A 22,088-nucleotide genomic window follows, 5' to 3' on the forward strand; every position below is an offset into this window, starting at 1 on the left:
AATCAGGCAAACTTCTTCTGGACTTCTGCCGACACGTTGGCCGGCGCTTCTGCGTAGTGGTCGAATTGCATGGTGAAGGTTGCACGACCCTGGCTCATCGAGCGCAGGTTATTCACGTAACCGAACATGTTCATGAGCGGCACCATCGCGTTGATGACGTTGGCGTTGCCGCGCATGTCTTGACCCTGAATCTGACCGCGCCGCGAATTCAGGTCGCCAATGACCGAGCCGGTATAGTCTTCCGGGGTCACCACTTCGACCTTCATGATCGGCTCGAGCAGGACGGACTTGCCCTTCTGCAGCGCTTCGCGGAACGCCGCGCGCGATGCAATTTCGAAGGCGAGCGCCGACGAGTCGACGTCGTGATACTTGCCGTCGACGAGCTGAACCTTGACGTCGACCACGGGGAAGCCCGCGACCACGCCAGAGCTCATCACGCTGTTGAGGCCCTTTTCGACGCCGGGGATGTATTCCTTCGGAACAGCACCGCCGACGATCTTGGACTCGAACTCATAGCCCTTGCCGGGCTCGTTCGGCTCGACCACGATCGACACTTCCGCGAACTGACCGGTACCGCCGGTCTGCTTCTTGTGGGTGTACTTGACCTCGGCCTTCTTGGTGACGCGCTCACGGAACGCCACCTGCGGCGCGCCGATGTTTGCGTCGACCTTGTAGGTACGACGGAGGATGTCGACCTTGATGTCGAGGTGGAGCTCGCCCATGCCCTTGAGAATGGTCTGGCCGGACTCCTGGTCGGTCGACACGCGGAAGGACGGATCCTCCGCGGCAAGCTTGGCCAGCGCCACGCCCAGCTTTTCCTGGTCGGCCTTGGACTTCGGCTCGATCGCGATCTCGATGACCGGCTCGGGGAATTCCATCTTCTCGAGGATCACCTGCTTGTCGGGATCGCACAGCGTGTCACCGGTGCGCGCTTCCTTCAGGCCGGCCAGCGCAACGATGTCGCCGGCATAGGCTTCCTTGATGTCTTCGCGGTTGTTCGCATGCATCAGCAGCATGCGCCCGATGCGCTCCTTCTTCTCGCGCGTCGAATTCACGACGCCGGTGCCGCTCTGCAGGACGCCGGAGTAGATGCGGCAGAAGGTGATGGTGCCGACGAACGGGTCGTCCATGATCTTGAACGCGAGCAGCGCGAGCGGCTCCTTGTCGTCGGCCTTGCGCACGACCTCGTTGCCGCTGTCGTCAGTGCCCTTGATCGCGGGCACGTCGATCGGCGACGGCAGGTAGTCGACGACGGCGTCGAGCAGCGGCTGCACGCCCTTGTTCTTGAAGGCCGAGCCGCACAGCACGGGATAGAACGCACCGGTCAGCACCGCCTTGCGGATCAGCCGCTTCAGCGTCGCTTCGTCCGGCTCGTTGCCGTCGAGGAAGGCAGCCAAAGCGTCGTCGTCGAGCTCGACGGCGGCTTCCACCATCTTCTCGCGGTATTCCTTGGCCTGGTCGACGAGGTCTTCCGGAATGTCGACGTAGTCGAACTTCGCACCGAGCGATTCGTCGTTCCAGACGATGCCCTTCATCTTCACGAGGTCGACGAGACCCTTGAAGTTGTTCTCGGCACCGATCGGAAGCTGGATCGCGATCGGCTTGGCGCCGAGACGGTCGACGATGTCGGCCAGACACTTGAAGAAGTCAGCGCCGGTCTTGTCCATCTTGTTGGCGAAGACGATCCGCGGAACCTTGTATTTGTCACCCTGGCGCCAGACGGTCTCGGTCTGGGGCTCGACGCCCTGGTTCGAGTCGAGCACGCATACGGCGCCGTCGAGCACGCGCAGCGAACGCTCGACTTCGATGGTGAAGTCGACGTGGCCGGGCGTGTCGATGATGTTCAGACGCTTGCCGGCCCAGAACGCGGTGGTCGCAGCCGAGGTGATCGTGATGCCACGCTCCTGCTCCTGCTCCATCCAGTCCATCGTCGCGGCACCTTCGTGCACTTCGCCGATCTTGTGGCTCTTGCCGGTGTAATAAAGGATGCGCTCGGTCGTCGTGGTCTTGCCGGCGTCGATATGCGCCATAATACCGAAGTTACGGTAGTCTTCGATGGCATGTTGGCGGGGCATAGGTCGTTCCTTGCGAGTCCGAGTGTGTCGCCGTTACCAGCGATAGTGCGAGAAGGCACGGTTGGCTTCCGCCATCCGATGAACGTCTTCACGCTTCTTGACGGCGTTGCCACGGTTGTTCGACGCGTCCAGGAGCTCGGCAGAGAGCCGCTCGGTCATCGTCTTCTCGTTGCGCTCGCGCGCGGCCGAGATCAGCCAGCGGATGCCCAGCGCCTGACGGCGCACCGAGCGAACCTCGACCGGAACCTGGTAGGTCGCGCCGCCGACGCGGCGGGAGCGAACCTCGATCGTCGGCATGACGTTCTCGAGCGCCTGCTCGAACACGCCGAGCGGGCTCTGCTTGGTCTTGGCTTCGATGAGACCGAACGCACCGTAGACGATGCCTTCGGCGACCGACTTCTTGCCGGCGTACATCACCGAGTTCATGAACTTCGTGACGATGATGTTCCCGAACTTCGGATCCGGGAGAACTTCGCGCTTTTCCGCTGAGTGGCGACGAGACATGGAGCTGGTTCCCGCTTACTTCGGACGCTTGGCGCCGTACTTCGAACGACGCTGCTTACGGTTCTTGACGCCCTGGGTATCCAGAACGCCGCGGAGGATGTGGTAGCGCACGCCGGGCAAATCCTTGACGCGACCGCCACGGATCATGACCACCGAGTGCTCCTGGAGGTTATGGCCCTCGCCGGGGATGTAGCCGATCACCTCGAAGCCGTTGGTCAGGCGCACCTTGGCAACCTTACGAAGCGCCGAGTTCGGCTTCTTCGGGGTCGTGGTGTAAACGCGCGTGCAAACACCACGCTTCTGCGGCGACTGCTGCAGCGCCGGCACCTTCTTGCGCGACTTCTGCACTTCCCGCGGTTGAGCGATCAGCTGGTTGATCGTCGGCATTCTGGCCTTCACCCTTTTTCTGCCGCGGCCCCTTTCGGGTCCGCAAATTCTTTCGAGCTCCCTGCCCGACGAGGCCACCTCGTGCAGAACAAACCGCACAAAGCGAAATTGCGCCAACCACTCCATCACTGAGCGGAAAGCGTTACGACGCCACAGAGGACCGCAGTTTTCAGGCCAATCGGCATAAAGCCGTGGCCTGCGCACCGAGGTCATGCATCCGAATTCGATCTCAAGAGAACGAGCTCAAGAGAACTAAAATCGCACTGGCATTGCCTAGCTATGATCGACAGCGTTTGAGCGGCATTCGTCGAGGTTGGTGCCCGTCTTCAGCGATCCCTTGGGATCCGATCCCGGGGGATCAACAGGTGGCCCGTTCCGACGTTGGCGATGCTCACCGCCTGTCGTTAAGTGAGGCGCTTTCTATAAGTGGGAGTCGATCAAGTCAAGGCGAAACGACAGTCACAAAGCGCTTCTCGCACCTAGGGAATTTGCCCGTTCGCCGCACTGATCGCGCCTCGCCCGATATAAGAACGGCAGGCCGGTTCCGCCACCCGTTGAGATTTTATATCCGGGTGAAAAGTACTTTTATAACCTCCGTTAAGGCTTTCTTGTCTGTTGATGAGGCAATCTGCCGCCTTCGGTAGAGATCACTCCATGCGCTCCACCGAGATTCCCGTCATCGGCGGGGGATTGTCCGGCTCTACCGCCGCCGCAATGCTCGGCCGCGCCGGCATTTCGGCTGTGCTGGTCGGTCCGCATGAGAGCTATCCGGCGGACTTTCGAGTCGAAAAACTCAGCAGTCGCCCCAGGTCGGGCGATTCCTGAGGTCCGGAATCGGAGAATCGGTGCTGCGCCGGGCGACCTTCGCCTGCGAGAACTGGATCGCGCGATTCGGCCGCTTGCTCGACAAGGTGCCGAGCCGTCGGTTCAACATCTCCGCGAATCACGATCTGCAGCCGAACCTCCTCGGTCACTCCTCCTCGTCGTCCTCGTCCTCATCATCCTCGAGGTCGTCGTCATCATCGTCGCTGTCGTCATCGACCTGAGCCACCGCTTCGTGCGGCTGGTGGGTCTGGTCGTTCCACAATTTGCGATAGGTTCCGTTCCTGGCGAGCAGCTCGGCATGGGAGCCGCGTTCAATCGCCCTGCCCCCTGAAATCACGATGATCTCGTCCATCTCGACCACCGAGCTCAGGCGATGGGTCGACCAGATCATGGTGCGGCCCTTGGCGACCTTGAGCAGTGTGCGGTTGATCGCGGCCTCCGTGGTCTGGTCGAGCGCCGAAGTCGCCTCGTCGAGCAGCAGCACGGACGGATTGCGGATGACCGCGCGTGCGATCGCAATGCGCTGACGCTGGCCGCCCGACAAGGTATCGCCGCGCTCGCCGACCGGCGTGTCGTATCGCTGCGGCAGACTCATGATGTAGCGGTGGATCTCGGCCTTCCTGGCGGCCTCCTCCACCTCCTCGTCGGTCGCGCCTTCCTTGCCGAGCCGGATGTTCTCGCGGATCGACATGTTGAACAGCATGTTCTCCTGGAACACCACCGCCATGCTCCGGCGCAGCGAATCAAGCGTCACCTTGCGGACGTCGACGCCGTCGATGGTGACGCGGCCCTCATCGGGCACGTAGAGTCGCAGGATCAGATTGAGCAGCGTGCTCTTGCCGGAGCCGCTGGGCCCGACGATGGCGATACGCTTGCCGACATCGAGCTTGAGGCTGAGATTGTCCAGCACCGGCGTCCGGCTGCCCTCGTACTGGAACGTCACTCGGTCGAAGGTGATGTCGTGGGTGACGCGCGGCAGATCGGGCGCGCCGGGCCGATCGGCACTGCGCGTCGGTTCGTCGAGCAGTTCCTGCATGTGGCGGATCGCGGCGGCCGAGGAGATCGACACCGGAACGAAGTGCATGACGTGGGCGATGTTGTAGGACACCTCCCAGAACGCGCTCTCGAAGGTCACGAAGGTGCCGATGGTGATCTGCCCCTTGGTTGCCAGATAGGCCCCGATCGCGAGCACCACGATGTGCAACAGCAACACCGAGATGGTGACCGTCCTCTCCACCATGGTGGAGAGGAACGCGGCCGAGGCCATCTTGTTGCGGGTCTCGTCGTTGCGAAAGGTGAAGAAGCCGAACATCCGGCGTTGCAGGCTGAACGCCTTGATCACCGCCTGCGCGGCGACGTTTTCCTGCACCATGCCGAGCAGCGCGCTCTCGTTGAGCTTCTGCTCGTAATTGGCCTGCACCGCCTTCGGCGTGAGCATGCGCGGACCGATCAGCGTGATCGGAAACACCAGCAGCGCAACCACCGCGAGCTGCCAGTTCAGGAACACCATCAGGATGATGCCCGCGATCAACTCCAGGAACGGCAGAGCCGCGCTGTTGGCGAAGGTCTTGACCGAACCCTCGAAGGCCGCAAGGTCGACGGAAAAGCGCGACAGTATCTCGCCGCGCTTGGTCCGCCCGAAATACGCCGCCGGCAGGTCCTGAACATGCTCGAACAGGCGCTTGCGGACGTCGGAGATGATGCAAGCGGCAAGCCGCGCGTCCCAGCGCTCGTACCAGACCGCGACGATGGAGGTGAAGATGCCGGCGACCGCGAGCACGCCGAGGATCTTGTAAAGCGCATGAAAATCCTCCTCGCCGAGCGCGTCGTCGATCAGGTACTTCAGGCTGAGCGGCATGATGACGTTGAACAGCGTCTCGACGAAGACGCCGAACCCCACGAATGACAGCATCCGCTTGTAGTTGGTCAGAAAGGGTTTGACGAAACCGAGGATGGTGGCGAGCGCGCCGGCGGCCTCGCGCGCGGTAAAGACGACGAGGTCCTCGTCCTCATCGTCGTCATCGAGCTCCAGCTCGTCATCCTCCTCGTCTTCGTCGTCTTCGAGGTCCGGCTTGGCGGCGGCGAGCTTCCTGTCGAGCTCGGCCGCCTCTTCCGCAGCGAGCTTCTTTTCGTCGGGAGAAGGAGGCCTGGAAGTGGGAGGCTTGGACGCCATGAAACCAACCGATGCTGACGGCCGGCATGACCGCAGAGAAAGCAGGAAATAGCGACAACCGCTATTGCGCCGATTCTATGCGATCATGATGAATTCGGCAAAGCAATTGGCGAATCCGGTGCGCCCCGAAAGGCTAGTCTTCGTCCTCGTCCTCGACCTTGTCGAAGAACGAATAACGCAAGCTGTCGGCGTCGGCGTACCACTGGCCCGGGCCCTTGTTGGCCGCGAGCGTCGCTTCCCACAGCGCATCGGCGCAGTCCTTGCGGTGCATCGACAGGTCGAAGCCGTTGCCGAAGAACAGTTCCGACCATTCCCACCAGGTGCCGAGCTTCTTGACCCCGCGCAGCAGGTCGTAGCGGTCGATCACGGCCGAGGCCATGTCCGAGGTGATCGAGCCGAACACGAGACCGGTCCTGACCACGCGGTTGAGCTCGCGGATCGCCCGGACCACCTGCTTCGGGGAAACATGGCAGAGGCTGGTCTCGAACACGAAGTCGAACGCGCCGTCCTTGAACGGCATGTCGGTGATCGAGCCGAGCTTGTTGTACTTCTTCAGAGCCTTCGGCGTCTTGGCGTGGATAGCGCGGTTGTTCTCGATGCCCCAGGCATCGATGCCGCGCTCGCGCAGTGCGCCGACCAGTTCGCCGCTGGCCGAGCCCGCGATCAACAGCCTGGCGCCCTTGACCTTGCCCCAGACGATGCCGATCAGCTTTGTGAGATAGTCGGGATCCGTGAAATGCCGCCACACCTCGCTATAGGGGCCGAGGCCGCGATAGTTCTCGAAATACTCGCGATCGATCTTGTCCGACAGCGGCTTGCCGTCCTGCGCACGCTCCCGGCGCAGCCGCATCATCTCGGTCAGGATGATGTCGGTTGCCGCATCCGACGAATCGAGCAGCCCGTTCAGGGTCGAGTCGAACAGATAGTCGCCGACCACCACGATGCCGGGATGCTCCTTCGGCTCGGGCCGGTGATTGGTCATGACATCGCGCACGGGCATACCGCCCGGAATCGCGTTCACCGACGACAGCCAGCGATGGATCTTGCCTTCCATGAAATGCGCCCGCGCATCGCCGAACGATGCCGGCAGCGATTTCAGCGCAGCGTCGATCAGCTCCTGGTCCGAGAGATTCGCGAAAGCCAGCGCATCCGAGCCGGGAATGAGCCAGTTCAGGACGCCATGCTTGCCGACATCGTGGCGCGCGCCTTCATTGTAGACGCAGCAGCCGCCGAAGGCCTCCGACATGAACCAGGCGCCGGGGATCTTCTCGCCCCAGAACGGCGTGTCGAACAGGATCGAGACGCGCAGGTAGTGTGCGGGACGATCGAAATACGAGACGTGCTTGACCATCGACTTGCGAAGCTGCTCGCCTTCCCAGCCGACGGTGGCGAGCCAGGAATGCGGCAGGCAGACCAGCACGAGATCGAAATCGCGCGTCTCCGGCCCCTTGCCGTTCATCATCTTGAGCTGGTAGCGGCCGGTCGGCGCCTTGCCGACTGCGAGCACGCGATGATTGAGCTGGATGTCGGCATTGACCTCCGACTGCAGGCACTCGATCAGTTGCTCGTTGCCGTTCTGGATGGAGTAGAGGCCGATATAGCCGTCGACATCCATCAGGTAGTTCTTCAACGCGTTGAGGCCGTTGGTGTTGTGGCTTTCTGTCGCGATGTCCGAGCGCGCCATCACCTTGAAGAAACGCTTTGCGGTTTCGTCCTCGACCTCCTCGTCGAGCACCTGCTCGGCGGTCTTGTAGGCCCAGGGGTTCTCGTTGTCGTGCGCGCCGACGCCCTCGTAATACTCGATCGGCGACAGCGCCTCAGCACAGCGCTTGCGGAACGCCTCGATCGCGGCCGCGGTCTTGGCGCCGTATTTGCGGCGCATGCCTGCGACGTCGTTGAGGAGTTCACCGCCGAACTGGACCTGCTCGGCGTCCATCGGAATGGTTTGAAGTCCGAAATGCTGGATCAGCTCGCGCAGCGGATCGGGGCCGGTCATCGAGTAGTCGTAGATCTCGGCAACGCCGGCTTCATACATCGCGGGTGCGGAATCGAATTTGCGCGTGACAATCTTGCCGCCGAGTCGATCCGAGGCCTCATAGATGGTGACGCGGCAGAGGTCGCCGAGCTTACGCTTCAGGTACCAGGCGCTCATCAGCCCTCCGGGGCCGCCGCCTACGATTGCGAGATCAAGCATGTGCGTTCCGTGGTCTCCGGCCCTGCCCCCCGTCACGGGACCGCCGTCTAAGCTCCCTTAGCAGAAGCGCTTTTGCGCCTGAAGGAAAGATGAACAAAGGTTGATCCTGCACCGCAACAGGGAAACAAAGCAGCAAAAAGGCCGGCTTGCGCCGGCCTTTTCATTGTCCTCGGTATTCCTACGGATGAACGATTATTCCGCAGGCGGGAGCGCAGGAAGTTCAGCCTCCGGAGCCGGCGACACGACGGCCGCCTGCTTCTCGCGCTCGTCCAGGATCATCTTGTCGCGCTTCATCGCGACTTCGCGGATCTTGGCCATGGAGGCGCCGGTGCCCGCCGGGATCAGCCGGCCGACGATGACGTTCTCCTTGAGGCCTTCGAGCGGATCGACCTTGCCGTTGACCGCCGCTTCCGTGAGGACGCGCGTGGTCTCCTGGAACGAGGCCGCCGAGAAGAAGGACCGGGTCTGGAGGCTCGCCTTGGTGATGCCGAGCAGAACCGGCGTACCCGTGGCGATCTTCTTGCCCTCTTCCTTGGCCTTCTCGTTCAGCACGTCGAACTCGATCTTGTCGACCTGCTCGCCGGAGATCATGTCCGTGTCGCCCTGGTCGGTGACTTCCACCTTCTGGAGCATCTGACGGACAATCACCTCGATGTGCTTGTCGTTGATGAGCACGCCCTGGAGCCGGTAGACCTCCTGGATCTCGTTGACCAGATAGGCCGCGAGTTCCTCGATGCCCTTGACCGCGAGAATGTCGTGCGGCGCCGGGTTGCCTTCCACGATGAAGTCGCCCTTTTCGACGACGTCGCCATCCTGAAGGTGGATGTGCTTGCCCTTCGGGATCAGGTACTCGCGTGCCTCGTCGGTCTTGTCCATCGGCTCGATCGAGATGCGACGCTTGTTCTTGTAGTCGCGCCCGAACCGGATGGTGCCCGCGATTTCGGCGATGATCGCCGCATCCTTCGGACGCCGAGCCTCGAACAGTTCCGCCACCCGCGGCAGACCGCCGGTGATGTCACGCGTCTTGGCGCTTTCGGTCGAGACACGGGCGAGGATGTCACCCGTATTGACCTTGGCTCCGACGTCGACCGAGAGAATGGCATCGACCGACAGCATGTAGCGGGCATCGCCGCCACGGGCGAGCTTGAGCACCTTGCCGTCCTTGCCCTTCACCACGATGGCGGGACGCAGGTCCGCACCGCCGCGGGTGGAGCGCCAGTCGATAACCACGCGCTTGGCGATACCGGTGGCTTCGTCCAGCGTTTCCGAGATCGACTGCCCTTCGACCAGATCCTCGAAGCCGATCGTACCTTCGACTTCGGTGAGCAGCGGACGGGTGTAGGGATCCCACTCGACGATGCGCTGGCCGCGCTTGACCGTATCGCCTTCGTCGATGTGCAGGCGCGAGCCGTACTGGATACGGTGGGTCGCACGCTCGGTGCCGTCGGCATCGACGATCGCCACCACCATGTTGCGCACCATCGCGACCAGATGACCTTCGCTGTTGCGGGCGATGGCCTTGTTCCTGATCACGATCTTGCCGTCGAAGTTGGATTCGACGAACGACTGCTCGTTGAGCTGCGCCGCGCCACCGATGTGGAAGGTACGCATGGTGAGCTGGGTGCCCGGCTCGCCGATCGACTGCGCCGCGATGACGCCGACGGCCTCACCGTGGTTGACCGGCGTGCCGCGGGCGAGATCGCGGCCATAGCACATGCCGCAGATGCCGTTGACGAGTTCGCAGGTCAGAGCCGAACGGATCTTCACCTCCTGCACACCACCCTGGTGGATGGCGTCCAGATGGCTCTCCTCCATCAGCGTATCGCGCTTGATGATCACCTTGCCCGAGCTGTCGCGGATGTCTTCGCAGGCCGTGCGTCCGAGGATGCGCGAACCGAGCGAAGCAACCACGGTGCCGGCGTCGACGATGGCGCGCATCTTGATGCCGAGCTTGGTGCCGCAGTCGCTCTGCGTGATGATGCAGTCCTGCGCGACGTCGACGAGACGACGGGTCAGGTAGCCGGAGTTCGCGGTCTTCAAGGCGGTGTCCGCGAGACCCTTACGGGCACCGTGGGTCGAGTTGAAGTACTCGAGAACCGAAAGGCCTTCCTTGAAGTTCGAGATGATCGGCGTCTCGATGATCTCACCCGACGGCTTGGCCATCAGGCCGCGCATGCCGGCGAGCTGGCGCATCTGGGCCGGCGAACCGCGGGCACCGGAGTGAGCCATCATGTAGATCGAGTTGATGTCGGCATCAGCCCCGCTCGCCGTCTTCTTGGTCGAGGAGATCTCCTTCATCATCGCCTTGGCGATTTCCTCGGTCGCCTTCGACCAGGCGTCGACGACCTTGTTGTACTTCTCGCCATGGGTGATCAGACCGTCGTTGTACTGCTGCTCGAAATCCTTCGCCAGCGTACGGGTGGTGTCGACGATCTTCCACTTGGAGTGCGGCACGACCATGTCGTCCTTGCCGAACGAGATACCGGCCTTGAACGCGTTGTAGAAGCCGAGCGCCATGATGCGATCGCAGAAGATCACCGTCTCCTTCTGACCGCAGTGGCGATAGACCTGGTCGATCACGCCCGAGATTTCGCGCTTGGTCATCAGCTTGTTGATGATCTCGTACGAAATCCGCGGGTTCTTCGGCAGCAGATTGCCGAGCATGACGCGGCCGGCGGTGGTCTCGATCCAGCGCGTCGAGACCTTGCCGGTCTCATCCATGCCCTGCCACCGGTACTTGATCTTGGTGTGGAGGTGGATGACCTTCGCGTGCAGCGCGTGCTCGAGCTCGGCCATCTCGCCGAAGATCTTGCCCTCGCCGGGCAGGCCTTCGCGCATGATCGAGACGTAGTAGAGACCGAGCACGATGTCCTGCGACGGCACGATGATCGGCTGGCCGTTCGCCGGATGCAGGATGTTGTTGGTCGACATCATCAGGACGCGCGCTTCCAGCTGCGCTTCGAGCGACAGCGGAACGTGCACGGCCATCTGGTCGCCGTCGAAGTCGGCGTTGAACGCGGCGCAGACCAGCGGGTGAAGCTGGATCGCCTTGCCCTCGATCAGCACGGGCTCGAACGCCTGGATGCCGAGGCGATGCAGCGTCGGCGCGCGGTTGAGCAGCACGGGATGCTCGCGGATCACCTCGTCCAGGATGTCCCAGACCTCGGGCCGCTCCTTCTCGACCAGCTTCTTGGCCTGCTTCACGGTGGTGGACAGACCCTTGGCGTCGAGCCGCGAATAGATGAACGGCTTGAACAGCTCGAGCGCCATCTTCTTCGGCAGGCCGCACTGATGCAGGCGCAGCTCGGGACCGACCACGATCACCGAACGGCCCGAATAGTCGACGCGCTTGCCGAGCAGGTTCTGGCGGAAACGGCCCTGCTTGCCCTTGAGCATGTCGGCGAGCGACTTCAGCGGACGCTTGTTGGCACCCGTGATGACGCGGCCGCGCCGGCCGTTGTCGAACAGGGCATCGACCGCTTCCTGAAGCATGCGCTTCTCGTTGCGGATGATGATGTCAGGCGCGCGCAGCTCCATCAGCCGCTTCAAGCGGTTGTTGCGGTTGATGACGCGGCGATAGAGGTCGTTGAGGTCCGAAGTCGCGAAGCGGCCGCCGTCCAGCGGCACCAGCGGACGCAGGTCCGGCGGGATCACCGGGACGACGGTCATGATCATCCATTCCGGCTTGTTGCCGGAGTGGCGGAACGCTTCCACGATCTTCAGGCGCTTGGCGAGCTTCTTGTGCTTGATGTCGGAGTCGGTCTCCTGCATCTCGAGGCGCAAGGTGGCTTCGAGCTTCTCGAGGTCCATGCCCTTGAGCAGTTCGCGGATCGCTTCCGCGCCGATCATGGCGGTGAAGGAATCCTGGCCATACTCGTCCTGCGCCTTCAGATACTCGTCTTCCGACAGCAGCTGACGGTCCTTGAGCGCGGTGAGACCCGAGCTCGAGAACGACGTAATATTCGAAGTAGAGGATCCGCTCGAGATCCTTCAGCGTCATGTCCAGCAGAAGCCCGATGCGCGAGGGCAGCGACTTCAGGAACCAGATGTGGGCGACGGGGGCCGCGAGCTCGATATGGCCCATGCGCTCGCGCCGGACGCGCGACAGCGTGACCTCGACCGAGCACTTCTCGCAGATGATGCCCTTGTACTTCATGCGCTTGTACTTGCCGCACAAGCACTCGTAGTCCTTGATCGGCCCGAAGATGCGGGCGCAGAACAGGCCGTCGCGCTCGGGCTTGAAGGTACGGTAGTTGATGGTCTCCGGCTTTTTGATCTCGCCGTAGGACCAGGACAGAATCTTCTCTGGGCTCGCGATCGAAATCCGGATCTGGTCGAAGACCTGAGCCGGAGTCGTCGGGTTGAAGAGATTCATAATTTCTTGGTTCATCGTCTTCTCCTCGCGTGCCGGTCGCCTACGGCCGCAAATTCGAAAATCACTCAATCGGTGCGCCCTGCCCTCAAGGCCTCGGGAGGGGCGCCAATGCCCGGCCGTGAAGGCCGGGCATGAAAGGTCGTGTTACTCGGCAGCTTCCGACGTCGGCGCCGGTCCCACCTTGGAATTGTGCAGGTCGACGTTGAGGCCGAGCGAGCGCATTTCCTTGACCAGCACGTTGAACGATTCCGGAATACCGGCCTCGAACGTGTCGTCGCCGCGCACGATCGCCTCGTACACCTTGGTACGGCCGGCGACGTCGTCCGACTTCACCGTCAGCATCTCCTGGAGCGTGTACGCCGCGCCGTAAGCCTCGAGCGCCCACACCTCCATTTCGCCGAAGCGCTGGCCACCGAACTGCGCCTTGCCGCCCAGCGGCTGCTGGGTAACGAGCGAGTACGGACCGATCGAACGCGCGTGGATCTTGTCGTCGACCAGATGGTGCAGCTTGAGCATGTAGATGTAGCCCACCGTCACCTTGCGATCGAACGCATCGCCGGTGCGGCCGTCATAGACGGTCGACTGACCCGAAGCGTCGAGACCGGCAAGCTTGAGCATCTCCTCGATGTCGGCTTCCTTGGCGCCGTCGAACACCGGCGTCGCGATCGGCACGCCGCGGCTCAGATTATGGCCGAGCTCGATCAGTTCGTTGTCGTTGAGCGACTTGATCGTCTCGTCCTCGCCGTAGACCTTCTTCAAGGTTTCCTTCAGCGGCTTGATGTCCTGCTTCGACAGGTAAGCATCGACCGTCTGGCCGATACGCTTGCCGAGGCCGGCGCAGGCCCAGCCGAGATGGGTCTCGAGGATCTGTCCGACGTTCATGCGCGAGGGCACGCCGAGCGGATTGAGCACGATGTCGGCATGCGTGCCGTCTTCGAGGAACGGCATGTCCTCGATCGGCACGATTTTCGACACCACGCCCTTGTTGCCGTGGCGGCCGGCCATCTTGTCGCCGGGCTGGATCTTGCGCTTCACCGCGACGAAGACCTTGACCATCTTCATCACGCCGGGCGGCAATTCGTCACCGCGCTGAAGCTTCTCGACCTTGTCGAGGAAGCGCTGCTCGAGCCCCTTCTTCGACTCGTCGTACTGCTTCCGCATGGCCTCGATCTCGGCCATCAGCTTGTCGTTCGGCGAAGCGAACAGCCACCACTGCGACTTCGGGTACTCCTCGAGCACCGCACGGGTGATCTTGGTGTCCTTCTTGAAGCCCTTCGGACCGGCAATGCCCTGCCGCCCTTCGAGCAGCTCGGCAAGACGGTTGTAGACGTTGCGGTCCAGGATCGCCTGTTCGTCGTCGCGATCCTTGGCCAGACGCTCGATCTCTTCCCGCTCGATCGCCAGCGCACGCTCGTCCTTGTCGACGCCGTGCCGGTTGAACACGCGCACTTCCACGATCGTGCCCTGCACGCCCGGAGGAACGCGCAGCGAGGTGTCGCGAACGTCGGAGGCCTTTTCGCCGAAGATGGCGCGCAGGAGCTTTTCTTCCGGCGTCATCGGGCTTTCGCCCTTCGGCGTGATCTTGCCGACCAGGATGTCGCCGGCGCGCACTTCCGCGCCGATGTAGACGATACCGGCTTCGTCGAGGTTCTTCAGCGCTTCTTCCGAGACGTTCGGAATGTCGCGGGTGATTTCCTCGGGTCCGAGCTTGGTGTCGCGAGCCATCACCTCGAATTCTTCGATATGAATCGAGGTGAACACGTCTTCCTTCACGATCCGCTCGGAGAGCAGGATCGAGTCTTCGAAGTTGTACCCGTTCCACGGCATGAACGCGACGAGCACGTTGCGGCCAAGCGCGAGCTCGCCGAGATCGGTCGACGGACCGTCGGCGATGATGTCGCCCTTCTTGACGATGTCGCCGACCTTCACCAGCGGACGCTGGTTGATGCAGGTCGACTGGTTGGAGCGCTGGTACTTCATCAGACGGTAGATATCGACGCCCGACTTGGTCGGATCGAGATCTTCCGTGGCGCGGATGACGACGCGGGTCGCGTCGATCTGGTCGATCACGCCCGAACGGCGTGCCGCGATCGCGGCACCCGAGTCGCGCGCAACGACGCCTTCCATGCCGGTGCCGACGAACGGAGCCTCGGCGCGAACCAGCGGCACCGCCTGGCGCTGCATGTTCGAGCCCATCAGCGCGCGGTTGGCGTCGTCGTTCTCGAGGAACGGGATCAGCGCGGCGGCGACCGAAACGAGCTGCTTCGGCGACACGTCCATGTAGTCGACCTTGTCGGGCGTCATCGGCACGACGTCGCGGGTTCCGCTCGAACGGCAGACGACCAGATCCTCAGTGAAGCGGCCCTTGGCGTCGATCGGCACGTTGGCCTGCGCGACCGAGTACCGTCCCTCCTCCATCGCCGAGAGGTACACGACCTCGTCGGTGACGCGGCCGTCCTTCACCTTGCGATAAGGCGTCTCGACGAAGCCGTACTTGTTCACGCGCGCGAAGGTGGCGAGCGAGTTGATGAGGCCGATGTTCGGGCCTTCCGGCGTCTCGATCGGGCAGATGCGGCCGTAATGCGTCGGATGCACGTCGCGCACCTCGAAGCCGGCACGCTCACGGGTCAGACCGCCCGGTCCAAGCGCCGAAAGACGGCGCTTGTGGGTGATCTCCGACAGCGGGTTGGTCTGGTCCATGAACTGCGAGAGCTGCGAGGAGCCGAAGAACTCGCGCACGGCGGCAGCCGCCGGCTTGGCGTTGATCAGGTCCTGCGGCATAACCGTGTCGATGTCGACCGAGGACATGCGCTCCTTGATCGCGCGCTCCATGCGCAACAGGCCGATGCGGTACTGGTTCTCCATGAGCTCGCCGACCGAGCGCACACGGCGGTTGCCGAGATGGTCGATGTCGTCGATCTCGCCCTTGCCGTCGCGCAAATCCACCAGCGTCTTGATGACGGAGAGGATGTCTTCCTTGCGCAGCGTGCGCTGGGTGTCGGGCGCATCGAGGTCGAGGCGCATGTTCATCTTGACGCGGCCGACCGCGGAGAGGTCGTAACGCTCGGCGTCGAAGAACAGCGACTGGAACATCGCCTGCGCCGAATCCAGCGTCGGCGGCTCGCCCGGACGCATCACGCGGTAGATGTCGAACAGCGCGTCCTCACGCGTCATGTTCTTGTCTGCCGAGAGCGTGTTGCGGATGTAGGCGCCGACATTGACGTGGTCGATGTCGAGCAGCGGCAGTTCCTTGTAGCCGTGCTCGTTGAGGGCCTTCATCGACTTGTCGGTGATCTCTTCGCCGGCTTCGGCGTGGATCTCGCCGGTCTTCGGGTTGACGAGATCCTCGGCCAGATAGTTGCCGACGAGCTCCTCATCCGAAAGGCGCAGCGCCTTCAGGCCCTTCTCCTGCATCTGACGCGCACCGCGCACGGTGAGCTTCTTGCCGGCCTCGAGCACGACCTTGCCGGTATCGGCGTCGATCAGGTCGTTGATGGTCGAGTAGCCGCGGAAACGGTTGGCGTCGAACGGAACGCGCCAGCCTTCCTTGGTCCGCTTGTACAGAATCTTCTTGTAGAACGTCGACAGGATCGCCTCGCCGTCGAGGCCGAGCGCGAACATCAGCGACGTCACCGGAATCTTGCGGCGACGATCGATACGCGCATAGACGATGTCCTTGGCGTCGAATTCGATGTCGAGCCAGGAACCGCGATACGGGATCACGCGGGCAGCGAATAGCAGCTTGCCCGAGGAATGGGTCTTGCCCTTGTCATGGTCGAAGAACACGCCGGGCGACCGGTGCATCTGCGAGACGATGACGCGTTCGGTGCCGTTGACGATGAAGGTGCCGTTCATCGTCATGAGCGGGATATCGCCCATGTAGACGTCCTGCTCCTTGATGTCCTTCACCGACTTCGCGCCGGTTTCCTCGTCGATATCGAACACGATGAGGCGCAGCGTCACCTTGAGGGGAGCCGCGAAGGTCATGCCGCGCTGGCGGCACTCGTCGACGTCGTATTTCGGCTGCTCAAACTCGTAACGGACGAATTCCAGCATCGAGGTGCCCGGAGAAGTCGGAGATCGGGAACACGGAACGGAACACGGCCTGCAGGCCCTCGTCGAGACGACCGCCCACGGGTTCGTCGACCATCAGGAACTGGTCATAGGACGCCTTCTGAACCTCGATGAGGTTCGGCATCTCGGCGACTTCCTTGATGTGTCCGAAGAACTTGCGAACGCGTTTGCGACCAGTGAATGTCTGCTGCGCCATGGTGGCCTCTCATTTCGTCGCCCGCTCGGGGCGCGTCGTCCAGGACGCGGCTGCCACCGCTCCCCGGGTTGAATTTTTCGAACCCGTTTTGGGGACCAAAAATCCAGTTTCAGGCCGTCATGTCCTGAATCTGTTCTTCAGACCTTCAAAACGCAAAACGACGCGCGGGGCGCATAGGCACGCCCGCCCGTCACAACGATCGTCTTCACGGACTGAAAAAGCCCGAAATAGCTTGCTCTCCCAACGGCTTACAGGGAACCCGCATCCCTGCCCACCGCGCTTTCGTGCTGCCGAACCGATATGGGGCGACAATAGTGGAGATTCGAGGGGATAACCCTCAAATCCTCACACTTTTTCGTGTTCAGCCTGCGTCGGGACGTTCCGTCGCACGCCTTTTGCATCTGGCCCACCCTTTAGAGATGGACCAAGACCCCGGCTTCGCTGATGCTCGCCGGGATCTTTCGCCAGTAAGCTTTGCTTACTTGAGCTCGACCTTCGCGCCAGCCTTCTCGAGCTGGACCTTGATCTTCTCGGCTTCGTCCTTGTTCACGCCTTCCTTGACAGGCTTCGGCGCGCCCTCGACGAGGTCCTTTGCTTCCTTCAGGCCGAGGCCCGTGATGGCGCGGACTTCCTTGATGACTTCGATCTTCTTGTCGCCGGCGGCGGCCAGGACGACCGTGAACTCGGTCTTCTCTTCCGCCGGAGCAGCGGCAGCAGCGGCGGGACCGGCAACGGCCACTGCCGCAGCGGCGGACACGCCCCACTTTTCTTCGAGGAGCTTGGCGAGTTCAGCGGCTTCGAGCACGGTGAGGCTCGAGAGGTCGTCAACGATTTTCTGCAAGTCGGCCATTGTTCTGTTCCTTAAACTGGTCTGGTTCGGGTTTGAGTTTTGCGAAGGGCGTCAGGCCGCTTCGCTCTTTGAGGCATGAGCCTGGATGACGCGCGCGAGCTTGCCCGCGGGCGCGTTTGCGAGCTGCGCAAGCTTGGTCGCCGGAGCCACGAGCAGGCCGACGATCTTGGCACGCAGTTCATCAAGCGACGGCAGCGAGGCAAGCGCCTTCACGCCATCGACATTCAGGACGGTCGTTCCCATCGATCCGCCAATGATGACGAACTTTTCGTTCGCCTTGGCGAATTCGACGGCGACCTTTGGCGCCGCTACCGGATCGTTCGAAGTGGCGATCACGGTCGGTCCCTTCAGCATGGGACCGATGGCAACGACGTCAGTGCCTTCAAGAGCAATTTTGGCGAGACGGTTCTTCGAGACCTTCACCGAGGCGCCAGCCTGCTTCATCTGCGTACGCAGCTTCTGCATCTGGGCAACGGTCAGGCCGGAATATTGGGCAACGACCGCGACGCTCGTGGCCTTGAAGGCCAAATTGAGCTGTTCGACCGCTTCCTTTTTGCCGCTCGTTCCACAGCAAGCTCTTTCCGGTTGGCGGTCATCGCGAGAAGCGGGACCGCCGGGTTGCACCCATCGTCCCACCCAAAACCTGAACCTCGGGGCAAAACCCTTCGGACACGCGCCGGGCGAGACGACAATTCAAAGCCTGCCCTCCGGGAGCCTACTAGAGCCCACGGCGTGTCGAGGTCCGAACCAAACCCATTCCGCCACCACCTTGAGGTAGGAGGCAAAGTGAAATCCGGTCTTCACCCGTCTATGCAGGCCATACGATTAAGCCGTTGAGAAATCGAAATTTCTCGCAGGCGCCTGCAGTCTTGGACAGGACAAGGTCAGCCGGCGAACCGCCCGACCTCTGCCCGCACTCCACCAACCGACGGGTTTTCCTTCCTTTTCCGACAAATCCTCGCGGACGTCCTGAAAAGGAATGATCTCCTGTCTTGTCGGGTTTTCGGAATGCGTGCACGAACGCGCCAGCCGAGGCCGGCACGTCCGGAAGCGGTTCTTTAACCGCTCGGAGCCCGCTTGCCAAGAGCAAAATTCACACCAGTTCCAATCCGCTGCCGCAGGCCCTTAATCCGGACCGACAAAGGCCGATTCAGGCCGATTTGACGGCGTAAGGCAGCGGCTTGCCCGCAAAGAACGCGGTCAGGTTCGCCAGGACGCAGTTCTGCATGGCGACGTGCGATTCGAGGGTGTGGCCGCCGATATGGGGGGCGAACACCACGTTGGGGAACGCGGTCAGAGCGTCGGGGGCGTGCGGCTCCGTCTCGAAGACATCGAGGCCGGCGCCGGCGATGGTCTTGTCGGTCAGCGCTGCGACCAGGGCCTTTTGGTCAATCACCGAGCCCCGCGAAATGTTGACGACATGGCCATCGGCGCCGAGGCGCTTGAGGATACCGGCGTCGACGGCGTGCTGGGTCTGGGCCCCTGCCCTGACCGCGATCATCAGGACGCTGCACCAGTCGGCGAGCGCTTCCAGCGTGGGGAAATATTGATAGGGCAGATCGTATTGGCTGCGGCTGAAATAGCCGACCTCGCTCTCGAAGGCGGCGCAGCGCGCGGCGATCTTGCGGCCGATCTCGCCCATGCCGTAGACGCCGATGCGGCGGCCGGGCATGCCGGCCTGGGGCCGCATCATCGGCGACTGCTTCGAGGATGCCCAATCGCCGCTGCGGACATATTGGTCGGCGACCAGGATCCGCCGCGTCGTCGCCAACATCAGCGTCATCGCGATGTCGGCGACCGAGGCGGCGTTGGCGCCGGGGCTGTGCCCGACTGCGATGTTGCGGGCAACCGCCGCCTTCAGGTCGATACCGTCATAGCCGGTGCCATAGCAGATGATGGCGCCGAGTTTCGGAAACTGGTCCATCGCCTCCGCACCGAACGGCTGGGCGCCCCCGGTCAGGATCGCGCTGATGCCGCCGAGCTCCTCTGCCGGAAACACCTCACCGGCCGGCTTGCCGGCGGTGTCGAGCAGCTCGAACCGCTCGGCAAAGCGCGCCATCATCGTCTTGGGAAAGCGCGAATAGATCAGGACCTTGTCAGTCATCGTTCTTGTTTCCGGTGAGCGCCGCTGAAAATGGAAAGGGGCGGAATCGGTTGCCCGATTCCGCCCCTCATCTCATGCAATCCTTGAGCCTTAGGCGAGGATGGTGCCCGGCTCGACCTTCACGCCCGGGCCCATCGTCGAGGACACCGCAACGCGCTGGATGTAGGTGCCCTTGGAGCCGGCGGGCTTGGCCTTGGAGACCGCGTCCGCGAGCGCCTTGATGTTCTCGACCAGCTTCTCCTCGGAGAACGAGGCCTTGCCGACGCCGGCCTGCAGGATGCCGGCCTTCTCGACGCGGAACTCGACCGAGCCGCCCTTGGCACCCTTGACGGCGTTGGTGACGTCCATGGTCACCGTGCCGATCTTCGGGTTCGGCATCAGGCCGCGCGGGCCGAGCACCTTACCGAGACGGCCGACCAGCGGCATCATGTCGGGGGTGGCGATGCAGCGGTCGAACTCGATCGTGCCGTTCTGCACCTTCTCGACCAAATCCTCGGCACCGACGACGTCGGCACCGGCAGCCTTGGCCTCATCGGCCTTGGCGCCGCGGGCGAACACGCCGACGCGGAGCGTACGGCCGGTGCCGTTCGGCAGGGTCACGACACCGCGAACCATCTGGTCGGCGTGACGCGGATCGACGCCGAGATTGATCGCGACCTCAATGGTCTCGTCGAACTTCGCCTTGGCGCGTTCCTTGACCATCTTGATGGCGTCCGCGAGCGGGTAAAGCTTTTCGCGGTCAACACCTTCGCGGGCTTTGTTCAAACGCTTTCCGATTGCCATAGCCGCTTACCCCGCCACTTCCAGACCCATCGAACGGGCAGAGCCCTCGACCATCTTCATGGCCGACTCGATCGAGTCGCAATTCAGATCCTTCATCTTCTTCTCGGCGATCTCGCGCACCTGCGCCTTGGTCACCGCGCCGGCCTTGTCGCGGCCCGGAGCCTTCGAACCGGACTGGATCTTGGCGGCCTGCTTGAGGAAGAAGGACATCGGGGGCGTCTTCATCTCGAACGTGAACGAACGATCGGCGTAGATCGTGATCACGACGGGAATCGGGGTGTTCTTCTCTTCCTTCTGGGTCTGGGCGTTGAACGCCTTGCAGAACTCCATGATGTTGAGACCGCGCTGACCAAGCGCGGGACCGATCGGGGGCGAAGGATTCGCCGCACCGGCCGGGACCTGAAGCTTCAGGTATCCGGTCACTTTCTTTGCCATGTATCACTCCTGTTGTGCCGGCAGGCCGGCGGTTTCAGGTTCGTGGTCTGGGTCGGATGCGGCTGGCAACCGCCCTCTCCCTCCCACGGCCTCTTCATTGCGCGAGACCGAAGCCTCGCGCCTCAAACGATCAGACCTTCTCGACCTGACCGAATTCCAGCTCGACCGGCGTGGCGCGACCGAAGATCGACACCGCGACCTTCACGCGCGAACGCGCCTCGTCGATTTCCTCGACCACTCCCGAGAACGAAGCGAACGGGCCATCGGCCACGCGCACGTTCTCGCCGATCTCGAACGACACCGACGCCTTCGGCCGCTCCACGCCCTCCTGCACCTGGTGCAGGATGCGCATGGCTTCCGATTCGGAAATCGGCATCGGCTTGTTTTCGGCGCCGAGGAAGCCCGTGACCTTCGGCGTGTTCTTGATCAGATGAAACGCCTCGTCGGTCAGCTTCATCTTCACCAGCACGTAGCCCGGGAAGAACTTGCGCTCGGCGTCGATCTTGCGGCCGCGGCGCACTTCCGTGACCTTCTCGGTCGGTACCAGCACCAGCTCGAACAGCTCCTCGAGCCCGCGCTGCTTGGCCTGCTCGCGGATCGATTCGGCGACCTTCTTCTCGAAGTTCGAATAGGCGTGGACGATGTACCAGCGCTTGTCGGACGATTGGGTTGCAGCGGCTGTAGCCATCAGTGAATGCCCAAAAGGAAGGTGATGAGGACGCGGATGATCTGGTCGGCGGCGAAGAAGAAGATCGAGGCCACGGCGACCATGACGAACACCATGATGGTGGTGATCGTGGTCTCACGACGGGTCGGCCAGGTGACCTTGGCGGTCTCCGAGCGCACTTCCTGCAAGAACTTGAACGGGCTGACTGCCATCGTTTGATGTCCAACGTCCGTCGCCGGACGCGAATGAATTTCAGGGATCCGAACAGCCGCCGTTGGCCCAGCCCTCTGTCTCGAAGGATGAGCCGGAAACCGGGCTCGATTGTTCGGGGATTTCAAAGCCGCGCCGGAGATCCGCGTCTAACGGGCCGGCTGCGAGTGCGGCGTAGATACTGCGGATGGGGCCAAAGGTCAAGGTGTAGGCCACCCGGAATGCCCGTGGCCACC

The 22,088-nt window shown here is 62.6% G+C and carries 13 protein-coding genes and 2 pseudogenes; 1 reads left to right on the plus strand and 14 read right to left on the minus strand.

Going from position 1 to position 22,088, the window contains the following annotated elements:
• Positions 1-2: 2 nt before the first annotated feature.
• The 3 genes from fusA to rpsL are packed head-to-tail and all read right to left on the minus strand — an operon-like array spanning position 3 to position 2,966.
• The gene (gene fusA, locus ACQ86E_RS00675; RefSeq protein WP_015685400.1) at positions 3-2,075 is read right to left on the minus strand and encodes an elongation factor G; all 2,073 of its coding nucleotides are present in this window, start codon (positions 2,073-2,075) and stop codon (positions 3-5) included.
• Between the two features lie 33 nt (positions 2,076-2,108).
• Complete coding sequence (gene rpsG / locus ACQ86E_RS00680) at positions 2,109-2,579, minus strand: 30S ribosomal protein S7 (protein WP_041748231.1); 471 nt, start codon at positions 2,577-2,579, stop codon at positions 2,109-2,111.
• Positions 2,580-2,594: 15 nt separating this feature from the next.
• The gene (gene rpsL / locus ACQ86E_RS00685) at positions 2,595-2,966 is read right to left on the minus strand and encodes a 30S ribosomal protein S12 (RefSeq protein WP_007603006.1); all 372 of its coding nucleotides are present in this window, start codon (positions 2,964-2,966) and stop codon (positions 2,595-2,597) included.
• Positions 2,967-3,620: 654 nt separating this feature from the next.
• Between rpsL and ACQ86E_RS00690 the strand changes: the two genes are divergently transcribed.
• Positions 3,621-3,791 (plus strand): FAD-dependent monooxygenase, encoded by a 171-nt coding sequence (locus ACQ86E_RS00690; protein WP_431203778.1) that lies wholly within the window; start codon positions 3,621-3,623, stop codon positions 3,789-3,791.
• A gap of 145 nt (positions 3,792-3,936) precedes the next feature.
• On the opposite strand, the gene ACQ86E_RS00695 is transcribed toward ACQ86E_RS00690, so the two are convergent.
• The 11 genes and pseudogenes from ACQ86E_RS00695 to secE all read right to left on the minus strand — a co-directional run bounded on the left by ACQ86E_RS00695 (position 3,937) and on the right by secE (position 21,854).
• Positions 3,937-5,964, minus strand: a complete 2,028-nt coding sequence (locus ACQ86E_RS00695) for an ABC transporter ATP-binding protein (protein WP_431203779.1) — start codon at positions 5,962-5,964, stop codon at positions 3,937-3,939.
• Between the two features lie 133 nt (positions 5,965-6,097).
• Positions 6,098-8,158 carry an FAD-dependent oxidoreductase gene (locus ACQ86E_RS00700; RefSeq protein ID WP_431203780.1) on the minus strand — a complete coding sequence of 687 codons (2,061 nt, stop codon included), beginning with the start codon at positions 8,156-8,158 and terminating at the stop codon, positions 6,098-6,100.
• A gap of 192 nt (positions 8,159-8,350) precedes the next feature.
• Positions 8,351-12,548, minus strand: a pseudogene (gene rpoC, locus ACQ86E_RS00705) (DNA-directed RNA polymerase subunit beta').
• A gap of 129 nt (positions 12,549-12,677) precedes the next feature.
• Positions 12,678-16,803: pseudogene (gene rpoB / locus ACQ86E_RS00710) on the minus strand (DNA-directed RNA polymerase subunit beta).
• A 478-nt stretch (positions 16,804-17,281) separates the two neighbouring features.
• On the minus strand, positions 17,282-17,653 hold the full coding sequence (gene rplL, locus ACQ86E_RS00715; RefSeq protein ID WP_211386663.1) for a 50S ribosomal protein L7/L12: 372 nt from the start codon (positions 17,651-17,653) through the stop codon (positions 17,282-17,284).
• A 51-nt stretch (positions 17,654-17,704) separates the two neighbouring features.
• Positions 17,705-18,181, minus strand: coding sequence for a 50S ribosomal protein L10 (rplJ, locus tag ACQ86E_RS00720; protein WP_431203781.1), 477 nt, complete (start codon positions 18,179-18,181; stop codon positions 17,705-17,707).
• Positions 18,182-18,803: 622 nt separating this feature from the next.
• A complete protein-coding gene (locus ACQ86E_RS00725) occupies positions 18,804-19,757 on the minus strand; it encodes a 2-hydroxyacid dehydrogenase (RefSeq protein ID WP_431203782.1) in 954 nt (317 codons plus the stop codon).
• Positions 19,758-19,847: 90 nt separating this feature from the next.
• Positions 19,848-20,540, minus strand: a complete 693-nt coding sequence (gene rplA, locus ACQ86E_RS00730; protein WP_431203783.1) for a 50S ribosomal protein L1 — start codon at positions 20,538-20,540, stop codon at positions 19,848-19,850.
• Positions 20,541-20,546: 6 nt separating this feature from the next.
• Positions 20,547-20,975: a 50S ribosomal protein L11 gene (gene rplK / locus ACQ86E_RS00735; RefSeq protein ID WP_007602986.1), complete on the minus strand. Its 429-nt coding sequence runs from the start codon at positions 20,973-20,975 to the stop codon at positions 20,547-20,549.
• A 130-nt stretch (positions 20,976-21,105) separates the two neighbouring features.
• Positions 21,106-21,663, minus strand: a complete 558-nt coding sequence (gene nusG / locus ACQ86E_RS00740; RefSeq protein ID WP_015685389.1) for a transcription termination/antitermination protein NusG — start codon at positions 21,661-21,663, stop codon at positions 21,106-21,108.
• A complete protein-coding gene (gene secE, locus ACQ86E_RS00745) occupies positions 21,663-21,854 on the minus strand; it encodes a preprotein translocase subunit SecE (RefSeq protein WP_007602984.1) in 192 nt (63 codons plus the stop codon). The genes nusG and secE overlap by 1 nt, the downstream gene beginning before the upstream one ends.
• Positions 21,855-22,088 lie beyond the last annotated feature (234 nt).

The organism is Bradyrhizobium betae, from assembly GCF_050632175.1.
Lineage (GTDB): Bacteria > Pseudomonadota > Alphaproteobacteria > Rhizobiales > Xanthobacteraceae > Bradyrhizobium > Bradyrhizobium betae_B.

Coding starts and splice junctions, on each gene's coding strand:
- fusA (WP_015685400.1), bottom strand. CDS start 2,075: ATGCCCCGCCAACATGCCATCGAAGACTACCGTAACTTCGGTATTATG.
- rpsG (WP_041748231.1), bottom strand. CDS start 2,579: ATGTCTCGTCGCCACTCAGCGGAAAAGCGCGAAGTTCTCCCGGATCCG.
- rpsL (WP_007603006.1), bottom strand. CDS start 2,966: ATGCCGACGATCAACCAGCTGATCGCTCAACCGCGGGAAGTGCAGAAG.
- ACQ86E_RS00690 (WP_431203778.1), top strand. CDS start 3,621: ATGCGCTCCACCGAGATTCCCGTCATCGGCGGGGGATTGTCCGGCTCT.
- secE (WP_007602984.1), bottom strand. CDS start 21,854: ATGGCAGTCAGCCCGTTCAAGTTCTTGCAGGAAGTGCGCTCGGAGACC.
- ACQ86E_RS00700 (WP_431203780.1), bottom strand. CDS start 8,158: ATGCTTGATCTCGCAATCGTAGGCGGCGGCCCCGGAGGGCTGATGAGC.
- ACQ86E_RS00695 (WP_431203779.1), bottom strand. CDS start 5,964: ATGGCGTCCAAGCCTCCCACTTCCAGGCCTCCTTCTCCCGACGAAAAG.
- rplA (WP_431203783.1), bottom strand. CDS start 20,540: ATGGCAATCGGAAAGCGTTTGAACAAAGCCCGCGAAGGTGTTGACCGC.
- rplK (WP_007602986.1), bottom strand. CDS start 20,975: ATGGCAAAGAAAGTGACCGGATACCTGAAGCTTCAGGTCCCGGCCGGT.
- nusG (WP_015685389.1), bottom strand. CDS start 21,663: ATGGCTACAGCCGCTGCAACCCAATCGTCCGACAAGCGCTGGTACATC.
- rplL (WP_211386663.1), bottom strand. CDS start 17,653: ATGGCCGACTTGCAGAAAATCGTTGACGACCTCTCGAGCCTCACCGTG.
- ACQ86E_RS00725 (WP_431203782.1), bottom strand. CDS start 19,757: ATGACTGACAAGGTCCTGATCTATTCGCGCTTTCCCAAGACGATGATG.